Genomic DNA, 10,868 nt, shown 5'->3' on the forward strand with positions numbered 1-10,868 from the left:
CCCTGATGACAGACTTTCCAGCACCGTAGGAGCCTCGTGATGACCACTCTCGACAGTCCGGCCCATCGGGCCCGGCGCGTGGCCGGAGTCGACCTCGCCGGCACCGAGTGGCCGCTGTACAAGCTCGAAGCCCTGGTCGTCGGCTTCCTGGTGCTGCTCACGCTGTTCGTCATCACCGGGTCCGGACAGACCGCCGTGCTCTCGGCGGCGGCCGCAGCCACCGTGACCTGGTGGGGTCGCCTGGCGTACTACCGCCGCAGCTAGAGTTCGTCTTCCAGGGTTTCGTCTTCTAGGGTTTCGTCTTCGCGCCGTGCGATCCGGTGTCACCCGGGCGCTGCGCGGCGGTCGCCGCCATGATGCGGGTGATCTCGTCGCGGTCGGCGATACCGGGCAGGCCCCAGCCCTCCCGGTAGTCGTACAACTCGGAGAAGGTCACCGAATGCCGGTTTCCGTCGGCGACCTCGACGTCCTCGGTGGTGATCAGGCTCGGATGCGCCACACCGCACGCCTCCGCAACCTTGAACACCTCCCGGCGCAGCGCCCGTAGATACTGCTCGACCCGATCGGCCTTCGACGGAACATCCAAACCTCTTGACAGCCAAGCATTCTGGGTCGCCACACCGGTTGGGCACCGGTCGGTGTGGCACTTCTGCGCCTGGATGCAGCCCACCGCGAACATGGGCTCGCGAGCAACGTTCACCATGTCGCAACCGAGTGCCATTGCGGCAACGGCATTGTCGGGAACACCGAGCTTGCCCGATCCGATGAAGGTCACACGCTCTGCCAGCCCTGCCAGGGCGAACAGCCGGTAGACCCGGGCGAATCCGCTGCGGAACGGCAGCGACACCGAATCGGTGAACACGAGCGGCGCGGCCCCGGTACCGCCCTCGCCACCGTCGACGGTGACGAAGTCGACGCCACGGTCACCGTCGCGCATCGCGTCGACGAGCAACTGCCAGAACGTCGGATCGCCGACCGCCGATTTGATCCCGACGGGAAGACCTGTGGCCGAGGCAACCTTCTCCACGAAATCGAGCATGCTGTCGACGTCGTGGAACGCCGTGTGCCGGGACGGGCTCACCACGTCTCGACCCACCGGAACGCCGCGGATCTCGGCGATCTCCTCGGTGACCTTGGCGCCGGGCAGCAGACCACCGAGACCCGGTTTGGCGCCCTGGCTCAGCTTGATCTCGATCGCCTTCACCGGTGCCGATTCGGTGAGCGCGACGAGCCGGTCGAGATCGAAACGGCCCTCGCTGTCGCGGCAGCCGAAGTAGGCCGTGCCGATCTGGAAGATCAGGTCGGCACCGTTGCGGTGGTACCGCGACAGTCCGCCCTCCCCCGTGTTGTGCAGGCAGCCGGCGGCAGCCGCCCCCTTGTTCAGAGCCACCACCGCCGCCGCCGACAACGATCCGAAACTCATCCCCGAGACGTTGACGAAAGATTCCGGCCGGAACGCCTTCGCCCGCCCCCGCGGCCCGCCGAGGATCTTCGCCGACGGAATCGCCAGTCCCTCACCGCTGTGCGGCGCTCCGGACGGCGGGATCCGGGAGAACGTGCGGTGCTTGATGATCGTGTACCCGTCGGTGAACTCGACGTCGTTGTCCGTGCCGAAGCCGAACGTGTCGTTCTGCCGCTTCGACGCCGCATACACCCAATGCCGCTGGTCGCGCGTGAACGGCCGCTCCTCGTCGTTGCGGGTGACGATGTACTGACGCAGTTCGGGACCGATCGCCTCGAGCAGATACCGCCCGTGACCGAGGACCGGGAAGTTCCTCAGCAGCGCGTGCCGACGCTGGAGCAGGTCGTACGACGCCACCGCGGCCAGCGCCGCAGCCGGGATTCCGAGAGCCTTCGACCAGTCCATGAATCCACGGTAGGTCCGTTGCGGGCACCGCACGTCGGGAAAGGCGATACCGTCCCGTCGGCTCGCACTCAGTGCGCGGTCACGGTGGACGTGCCCGCTCGATCCGCGGACGAGGTGGACGGTCGGCGACGCCGGAGATTGGCCGCGCAGACGCGGGCCAGCACGGCCGGGTGCCCCAGGTTCCGCGGCGGGTCGTACAGGCTGCTGACTCGGAGGAAGCGCATGGCGACCGCGGTGTCGGTCTCGGCGGCGGCGAGGACCCGATCGACGTAGGCGTTGCCGATCCTGACACCCCACGGTCGCGGTCCCTCGACCTCGGGCAGCGACAGGTCGGCACCGATCGCGAACTTCCATGCCGCCCCGACGGGCCGGGCGGCTGCCCGGAAGAACCGGCCGGCAAGGTCGGAATCACTGCGGTGCAAGCACTTTCGCAACTCGAGCGCTTCGAGAGCCGCAACGGTCATGCCCTGCCCGTAGATCGGATTGAAGCTGCAGACCGCGTCACCGAACACGAGCAGCCCGGCCGGGAACCGGTTCATGCGCTCGTAGTGCCGCCACTGGCTCGACGGGTAGCGATGTCTCGCGACGGCACCGAGCGGTTCGGCCGAACGGAGCGCAGCGACCACATGCGCCGGAGAGAACGACTCGACGAACTCGATCGTGTCGGCGAGGTCGGTTGGCGGCTCCGTGTCCACCATGCCGCTCACCGTGAACATCCACGTATCGTTCTCGCAGGCGAGCAACGCCATCCCGGTCGGGCGGCCCGGTTGCGCTCCGACGATCACCATCTTCTCCCGCAGCATGCCCGGCGGGATGCGCAACAACCGACTGCAGTACGTCACGTCGACGACGAGATGCTCCTCCTCGGGGCGCCCGTAGCCGAGACCTTCGAGAATCGCCGGGGTGCGCGCCCCGCGTCCCCGGGCGTCGACCACGAGATCCGCGCGCAGTGTATGGGCGCTCCCACCACCACCCACCTGTACACCGGTGACCCGACGGCGATCGGCCGTGGTGGTCAACTCTCCGGCACCGTGGCCGTCGAGGATCGTGACGTTCGGCAACTCGCGGATCCGACTGCGCACCCGGCTCTCCAGGAAGCACCTGCTCGGCAGGTACGTCTCATGCCCGTCCTGCACACGATCCCTCTTCCCGAACGTGTGCCCGCCGAAGGCGAGGTGAACTCCGGCCATGTCGCCGTACGCGATCTGCGGAACACCCTCGGAGGCCAGATCGGCGAGCAACCCGGGCAGGAGTTCGTCCATCGCCTCCGCTCCGGACGCGAGCAGCGCGTGGACGTGCCGTCCCTGCGGCACCCCGCGCCGGTTCTCCGCCCCGGAGGGGAGCACGTCCCGCTCGACCACGGTCACCGTGTCGTAGAACTCGGCCAGCGCGCGGGCGGCCAACAGCCCGCCCATGCTGCCCCCGAGAACAACCGCCCGATCGCCGATCCTGTTCATGATCTTCGCCTCGCATCGAATGCCCGAGTGAGTACGCATTCGATGCTGGCCCGGCGCTCGCCGGAGCGCGCGAGTAGCGCCCTACTCGAGTTTCCGGGCGCTACCGCGCGTGCGGGTTAAGTAGCCAGGCAGCCCGGGCCGAGCAGCGCCTTGAGATCGCCCATCAACGCCGACGACGGTTCCACCCGCAGGCTGTCGTCGACCTTGAGCAAGGTGACCTTGCTGCCGGAGATCAGCCGCACATGGACGTCCGAGGTGCCCGGATGGCGGGTCAGGACGTTCTTGAGTGCCCCCACCTTGTCCGGTGTGCACAGCCGCGTCGGCATCGACACCGACAGCGGCTTGGCGACACCGATCTGCGAAAGATCCGGTACCGCAAGGTCGTTGGCGATCAGGGAGATCCGGTCGTCGCGGATCGATACGCGCGCCTTGACCAGGACCACGGAGTCCTCGACGACGTCCATCCCGTAGACCGAGTAGGACTGCGGGAAGAACAGCACCTCGATGCCACCGGACAGATCCTCGATCTGCGCGGACGCCCAGGCCAGACCGTTCTTGTTGATGCGCCGGTTCACCGAGGCGAGAATGCCGCCCACGGTGACCTGGGTGCCGTCCTTGATGTCGCCTTCGAGAATGGCCGGGATCTGGGTGTCCGCCTGCGCGGCGAGCACGTGCTCGATGCCGTTGAGGGGGTGCCCCGAGACGTACAGGCCGAGCATCTCCCGTTCCAGCGCGAGCCGGTGCTTGGTGTCCCACTCCTCGTCGGGGATCTTCACGTTGAACACCGAAGTCACCGACTCGTCGGCGTCGGCGCCACCGAACAGGTCGAACTGGCCGATGGCCTCGGCCTTCTTGGTGCTCATCACCGCGTCGATCGCATCGGCGTGGACGAGCATCAAGCCCTTGCGGGGATGCCCGAGCGAGTCGAAGGCACCTGCCTTGATGAGCGATTCGGTGACCTTCTTCGAACAGGCCAGGGTGTCGATCTTGCCGAGATAGTCGGAGAAGTCGGTGAACGCACCCTTCTCCTCCCGGGCCTTGATGATCGACGCGACGACGTTCGCACCGACGTTACGCACCGCGCCCATACCGAATCGGATGTCCTCGCCGACCGCGGCGAAGTCGACGCGCGAGGCGTTGACATCCGGCGGCAGCACGGTGATGCCCATCTTGCGGCAATCCGCCAGGTACAGCGCGGCCTTGTCCTTGTCGTCACCGACCGAGGTGAGCAACGCGGCCATGTACTCGGCCGGGTAGTTGGCCTTGAGGTAGGCGGTCCAGAAGGACACGAGACCGTAGCCGGCGGCGTGCGACTTGTTGAACGCGTAGCCGGCGAAGGGCAGAACGGTGTCCCACAGCGCAGTGATCGCCGGCTGCGAGAAGCCGTTGTTCCGCATGCCTTCGGCGAAGCCGTCGTAGGCCTCGTCGAGGATCTCCTTCTTCTTCTTACCCATCGCGCGACGCAGCAGGTCGGCCTGCCCGAGGCTGTACCCGGCGACCTTCTGCGCGATCTGCATGATCTGCTCCTGGTACACGATCAGACCGAACGTGTCCTTCAGGATGTCGCGCAGCGGTTCCTCGAGTTCCGGATGGATCGGCTTGACCTCTTGCCGATTGTTCTTGCGGTCCGCGTAGTCGTTGTGGGCGTTCATGCCCATCGGACCCGGCCGGTACAGCGCGAGGACGGCGACGATGTCGTCGAAGCCGGTCGGCTGCATGCGTCGCAGCAGGTCACGCATGGCACTGCCGTCGAGCTGGAACACGCCTAGCGTGTCGCCGCGCGCAAGCAGTTCGTAGGTCGGTTCGTCCTCGAGCGGGAGGGTGTCGAGGTCGATGTCGATCCCGCGGTTCTCCTTGATCAGCTCGATCGCGTCGCCGATCACCGTGAGGTTGCGCAGGCCCAGGAAGTCCATCTTCAGCAGGCCGATGGCCTCGCACGACGGGTAGTCCCAGCCGGTGATGATCGCGCCGTCCTGGGCGCGTTTCCACACCGGGATCGCATCCATCAGCGGCTCGGACGACATGATGACCGCGCAGGCGTGCACGCCGGCGTTGCGGATCAGCCCCTCGAGGCCGAGCGCGGTCTCGTAGATCTTCTTCACGTCCGGGTTCGAGTCGATCAGCGCGCGAACCTCGGCGGCCTCCTTGTACCGCTCGTGATTGGGGTCGGTGATGCCGGAGACCGGGATGTCCTTCGCCATGATCGGCGGCGGCAGCGCCTTGGTGATCTGGTCGGCGATCGCGAAGCCGGGCTGACCGAACTGCACGCGCGCCGAGTCCTTGATGGCGGCCTTGGTCTTGATGGTGCCGAACGTGATGACCTGGGCGACCTTGTCGTTGCCCCACTTCTCCGACGCGTAGCGCACCATCTCGCCGCGGCGACGATCGTCGAAGTCGATATCGATATCGGGCATGGAGACACGTTCGGGGTTGAGGAACCGCTCGAACAGCAGACCGTGCGGGATCGGGTCGATGTTCGTGATGCCCATCGCGTAGGCGACAAGAGAACCGGCGGCCGAACCACGGCCCGGGCCGACCCGGATTCCGACCTCACGGGCATGGTTGATGAGGTCGCCGACCACGAGGAAGTAGGCGGGGAATCCCATCTGGTTGATGACGCCGATCTCGTAGTCGGCGCGGGCGAGGTATTCCTCCGGCGGACCGCCCGGGAACCGCCGGTCCAGGCCGCGCATGACCTCGTGCCGCAGGAAGCTCTCCTGGGTGTGCCCCTCGGGCACCGGGAAGATCGGCATGCGATCGCGGTGCTTCCACACCTCGTCGTAGGACTGTACGCGTTCGCCGATGAGCACCGAGTTGTCGCACGCGCCGGGAACCTCCGAGTCCCAGATGGCACGCATCTCCTCGGCAGACTTGAGGTAGTAGCCGTCACCGTCGAACTTGAAGCGGGTCGGATCCGAGAGCGTCTTACCGGTCTGGATGCACAGCAGCGCCTCGTGGTTCTCGGCGGCGTCCTTCGTGACGTAGTGGCAGTCGTTCGTCGCGAGCGGAGGGATACCCAGCTTGCGCCCGATCTCGAGCAGGCCCTCGCGGACGCGTCGCTCGATGGACAGGCCGTGATCCATCAGTTCGAGGAAGAAGTTGTCCTTGCCCCAGATCTCCTGCCACTTCGCGGCGGCCTCGAGCGCCTCGCGGTCGTGACCGAGACGCAGCCTGGTCTGGATCTCACCGGACGGGCAGCCCGTCGTGGCGATGATGCCCTCGGCGTGCGCGGCGATGAGTTCCTCGTCCATGCGGGCCCACTTGCCGAGCTGACCCTCGATGGAGGCGAGGGAGGACAGCTTGAACAGGTTCCGCAGGCCCGTCGCGTTCTCCGCGACCATCGTCATGTGGGTGTAGGAACCCGAGCCGGACACGTCGTCGGATTTCTGGCTGGGATCGCCCCACAGCACACGCTTGGTGTTGAACCGGGACTCCGGGGCGATGTACGCCTCGATGCCGATGATCGGCTTGATCCCGAACTTCTTCGCGGCGTTGTAGAACTCGCTCGCGCCGTACATGTTTCCGTGGTCGGTCATGCCGACCGCCGTCATCCCGAGCCGCTCGGCCTCCTTGAACAGGGGCCCGACCTTCGCGGCACCGTCGAGCATCGAGTACTCGGTGTGGTTGTGCAGATGAACGAACGAGTCAGCCACGCGTGTCACTCCCGGAAGTCAGTGGGCACCGATGAGTGTAGGCCTCCACGGCGACGTGTTCGGTCAGCCACACCGCGCCTCCTGCGGGTCTTCGTTCCCGGCATGGTGACCGTCACACACCCGTGTGTAAGCTGCCCTCTGCGTCGGGGTCGGGGGACCCTGCGATCGGGGTGAACCCGACACCACAGGGGGGCGATGGTGATCTTGTTCTGTTCGGCGTGCGTGCGTTCTCCGGGCTGTGCTCCGGGCCGGGGCGGGCGGTCGCGGTGAAGGTCGATCCGGAGATGCTCGCCACGCTCGCCACCACCCTCATGAACCACGCGGACGAGGTCCGGCGCGCGGGAAACTCCCACCGGACCGGGCCGTGGTACGACCTCGAGCAGCTGCCGCATTCGCTGGAGGGGTCGCAGCTCGCCGCGGTCTCGGCGGAGGCGGTCGCTGTGCTGGCGGGGGCCTTCGACGTGCTCGCCGGGCCGATCGACCAGATGGCCTACATCGCCGGGGGCGGTGCGCAGGGCTACGTGATCGCCGAGGACGAGTTCGCGTCCCTCATCCGCAATGCCGGGGAGGTCGCGTGACGCCGACGCAGACGTCCGTGGCGAGGTGGCAACCACAGCACCTGGGCGGAACCGCGGACGCGATCGACGGAGCACAGCGAAGGCTCGCCGCCATCGCCCGCTCGGTCCATCGCGATGTGTCGCTGATGCGCGACCACGACTGCTGGGTCAGCGATGCTCAGGCCGCCGCGGAGGAACGCGCCGAGTTCGAAAGCCGCCGGATGCTCCGGTGCGCCGAAAGCGTGGAGAGCGTCGGCGCCGCGTATCGCTCCGCGCTGGGCAGCATCGGCACGGCGAGGACCCACCTGCTCGACACGGTCGCCGCAGCCCACGCTGCCGGCGCCTCCGTCGGCGACGACTGGCAGGTCTCGGCAGGGTCCGTCGAGGATCCTCAGGAGGTCGACTACTGGCGCTGGCGGGTCGGCCAAGCGGTGACCGCCCTGGCCGACGCCGACGCCGAGGCTGCCCGAGCGGTCCGGAACGCCCTCGATGCCCTGCGCGCACTCGTCCCCGAACACCTCGGAACGTCCGGCCTCGAAGCCCGCGAACTCGCGGTGAAGATCACCGGCGGCGCGCACTTGACCGCCGCCGACATCGACAATCTGCTGCGTGACCTGCGCGGAATCCAACCCACCGCCGAACAGCTCGAAGCCCTGGCGCGTGGGGAACACATCGTGATGTCCCAGGCAACGCCCGACTATGTGCGGGAGCTGTACGGCACGCTCGGGGTCGACGGATTCGTGAAACTGTCCGAGCAGTTGGGTATGGAAGGGTCCGCCGAAGGGCAGCGGCTCCTGGCGAACGGTTTGGCGCTCGCCGCCGGACCCGAGACCGGCTCCGGAGGTATGCCGGCAGGGGTGGCGGAATTCTTCGACACGCCGGCCACGACCGGCGTCGTGGTGGGCAATCCCCCGGTGTTTCTCACCGCCGTTCCGGACGCGGGTCTGCTCGACCGGTTCGCGCAGTCGTACGGGGTCGGTGACGCGGCGTTGCAGCAGGACAATCCGATCAATCGCGCACTGCTCGAGCGGGCCGGTGAGTTGGCTGCACTCGATCCGGGGCCCCGAAGCGCCATCGAACTGCGGGACGCGGGATCGACGACGTTCGACGGACTCCTCGAGCATCTGGTCGCCGCCGGTGGACGTGACCAGGAGAGCGTGCACGAGATGGTGGTCGATCCGGACAGCCGCGAAGATCGGATACTTCCTCTCCTGCAACATGATTGGTCGGACTCCGGCGAGCCCGCGGTGGCGAGGATGTTCGAGTGGATTGCGGACGATGCAGCAGCGATCGGTGACGACCCCGGGTCGATCGAACGCGCCACGCGTGCAGGCGAAACCGCTTTCGGCCTTTCGCAATTGCTGTCCGGCCACCATGCGGAACTGCTCGACGTTCCCGGGACCGACGGAAAATCGATCGGTGAGCTGAATCCCGCTGTGACCCAAGGCCTCGCAAAAGCCGTGGCACCCTATCTGGCCGATATGGTCGGCGTTCCCGGTGAGGAGACCGGAACACACGGATACGGGGCACTCGGCTTCCGGAACGCGCCACTGCTCTACGCAGTGCTGTCGAGCGACGTCGACGCGGCCGGGCACCTGACAGCACAGGCATCGACGTCGGTCGCGTCGCTGGAGCAGGTGTGGGCGACATCCGGTGCAACGAACACCGATTCGCGAATCCATTACGGAGTGTGGGCGGGACGACTGGCCGGCGTGGTCGAAGCCGGACTCGACCTCGAACTGGAGAACCGGCGAACCGACGCCGAGGATGCACTGGACAGCAGAGGGTTGGTGTTCGACAGCGCGAAAGCGGCCTTGTACGGGTCGGCTTCGTTCGTTCCGGTGGCGGGTCCGTTCCTGGCGACGGGCATCGACGTCGCATCGCCATCGGTGCGCGAGGCGTACATGAGCACAGTCGATCGGATCGAATCGATGACGGCGAATGCTTCGGCGGACACATCGCGTACGGCCTCCTACTACAACATGGCGCTCGGCGTGCAAGCCGCCAATGGTGGGCGCCTTCCCGCAGACTCGGCGTGGACCGAGTACACAACCGAGGACGGTCGGCTGCAGACGTTGACCGAGATCGAAGGCGAACGCCCAGACACCGAATTGACCCACTTCAGCACGAGAACGCATGACGCCCTGACGGCCGCCGACCTCCCTCTGGAGGCCTTCTTCTCCGCATTCGAAAATGCTCGGCAGGATGTGGATCGATGACCCGAATCGCAACCCGACTCAGTATCGCGTGTGTTGCAGCTGCCGCGGCGTTCCACGTATCCGGCTGCAGCATCGGCCAAGATACATCGGAGTCCGAAATATCTGCGCGCTACCAACTCCCGGATGTGGTTCAGTACAACTATCGCTGGAGCGCGGAGTCCGGTATCAACCTGCTCGGCCCTGACGCAACGGTCGTTCGCGCCTATTTCGAGTCCTACTACATTGCGAGTTTCGCGCACTCAACCGCGGCGGGTTATCCCGGGTTCGAGAACGCCACAGAGGACGTCGCATACGACCCCCCACGTCATCGAGCGATCAACGACCGAACCAATTACAACCCACTTCCCATCGTCGGCACCTTTCATGCACATCTGCTGTCGATCGAACGGAATGCCTTCGGTATGCAGGCAGTTGTCTGCGAAGGTGACTATTCCCTGATGGACCTACGTCGCGACGGCACATACACCAATCGCGGGGTGCGGATACCGACCGCAATGCAAATCGAGTTCACGCCAGGATCTGCCGGGATCACAGACACAGCGCGCTACGCGGAGGGCCCGGAACGCACACCCCAAAACGACGTGTTCGGCGGTTGGACCGTCACGCGACACGCCTTCTCGACGGGAAACTTCGACGACAACCTCGCCTGCCAGCACAAGTTTCCCGACCCACCCGAAACAAGACCCGAACGTATCAACGAAACATTCACAGTCCCTTACCCGACCCTGCCGCCCTACCCCGGATGGTCGAGTTCCCAGTGACGAGCAGACGTCGGCGATACGACTAGTTGCTGCCGCAGAGTCATCACCCGGACCGATTCGCAAACGCGTGATCGCGCTTGTCGCCGCGACACTCACCATCTCGAGATGCACCGTGGATCACGGCGATCGCGCCACCCGAACCTGCGCCGTACACACTTCCCGATCTCGTCCAATACAACTACCGTTGGAGCGCCGAACCCGGCATCGACCTCTTCGGCTCCCCCGAAACCGCCGTACGTGCCTACCTGGAGTCCTACTACTGATGAGGCTCAGCGAAGGTGCTCGCTTGTGCTCAACGAAAGTGCCCACTCGTGGGCGTGTTCACTGTAGCGGTTGCCGGGTCCCGGTGGTGGC

The 10,868-nt window shown here is 66.2% G+C and carries 7 protein-coding genes; 4 read left to right on the forward strand and 3 right to left on the reverse strand.

Going from position 1 to position 10,868, the window contains the following annotated elements; genetic code table 11:
• Positions 1 to 39: 39 nt before the first annotated feature.
• On the forward strand, positions 40 to 264 hold the full coding sequence (locus ACWDUD_RS27860; RefSeq protein WP_450111418.1) for a hypothetical protein: 225 nt from the start codon (positions 40 to 42) through the stop codon (positions 262 to 264).
• A 25-nt stretch (positions 265 to 289) separates the two neighbouring features.
• Here ACWDUD_RS27860 and ACWDUD_RS27865 read toward each other — a convergent pair whose 3' ends face one another.
• The 3 genes from ACWDUD_RS27865 to dnaE all read right to left on the reverse strand — a co-directional run bounded on the left by ACWDUD_RS27865 (position 290) and on the right by dnaE (position 6,977).
• A complete protein-coding gene (locus tag ACWDUD_RS27865) occupies positions 290 to 1,867 on the reverse strand; it encodes an FMN-binding glutamate synthase family protein (RefSeq protein WP_450111419.1) in 1,578 nt (525 codons plus the stop codon).
• A 68-nt stretch (positions 1,868 to 1,935) separates the two neighbouring features.
• Positions 1,936 to 3,324, reverse strand: a complete 1,389-nt coding sequence (locus tag ACWDUD_RS27870) for an FAD-dependent oxidoreductase (RefSeq protein ID WP_450111420.1) — start codon at positions 3,322 to 3,324, stop codon at positions 1,936 to 1,938.
• 116 nt (positions 3,325 to 3,440) lie between these two features.
• Positions 3,441 to 6,977: a DNA polymerase III subunit alpha gene (gene dnaE / locus ACWDUD_RS27875; protein WP_450111421.1), complete on the reverse strand. Its 3,537-nt coding sequence runs from the start codon at positions 6,975 to 6,977 to the stop codon at positions 3,441 to 3,443.
• Positions 6,978 to 7,195: 218 nt separating this feature from the next.
• Between dnaE and ACWDUD_RS27880 the strand changes: the two genes are divergently transcribed.
• Genes ACWDUD_RS27880 through ACWDUD_RS27890 form a run of 3 tightly spaced genes read left to right on the forward strand, consistent with a single transcriptional unit; the run spans position 7,196 to position 10,514 of the window.
• Entirely contained in the window at positions 7,196 to 7,555 is a 360-nt protein-coding gene (locus ACWDUD_RS27880; protein WP_450111422.1) for a hypothetical protein, read from the forward strand.
• Positions 7,552 to 9,753: a TPR repeat region-containing protein gene (locus tag ACWDUD_RS27885; protein ID WP_450111423.1), complete on the forward strand. Its 2,202-nt coding sequence runs from the start codon at positions 7,552 to 7,554 to the stop codon at positions 9,751 to 9,753. The genes ACWDUD_RS27880 and ACWDUD_RS27885 overlap by 4 nt, the downstream gene beginning before the upstream one ends.
• Positions 9,750 to 10,514, forward strand: coding sequence for a hypothetical protein (locus tag ACWDUD_RS27890; protein ID WP_450111424.1), 765 nt, complete (start codon positions 9,750 to 9,752; stop codon positions 10,512 to 10,514). The genes ACWDUD_RS27885 and ACWDUD_RS27890 overlap by 4 nt, the downstream gene beginning before the upstream one ends.
• Positions 10,515 to 10,868 lie beyond the last annotated feature (354 nt).

It is taken from the genome of Rhodococcus sp. NPDC003382, assembly GCF_053589135.1.

What these genes read in the sequence shown, in the direction of transcription:
- ACWDUD_RS27865 (WP_450111419.1), bottom strand. Translation starts at nt 1,867, where the DNA reads ATGGACTGGTCGAAGGCTCTCGGAATCCCGGCTGCGGCGCTGGCCGCG.
- ACWDUD_RS27890 (WP_450111424.1), top strand. Translation starts at nt 9,750, where the DNA reads ATGACCCGAATCGCAACCCGACTCAGTATCGCGTGTGTTGCAGCTGCC.
- ACWDUD_RS27870 (WP_450111420.1), bottom strand. Translation starts at nt 3,324, where the DNA reads ATGAACAGGATCGGCGATCGGGCGGTTGTTCTCGGGGGCAGCATGGGC.
- ACWDUD_RS27860 (WP_450111418.1), top strand. Translation starts at nt 40, where the DNA reads ATGACCACTCTCGACAGTCCGGCCCATCGGGCCCGGCGCGTGGCCGGA.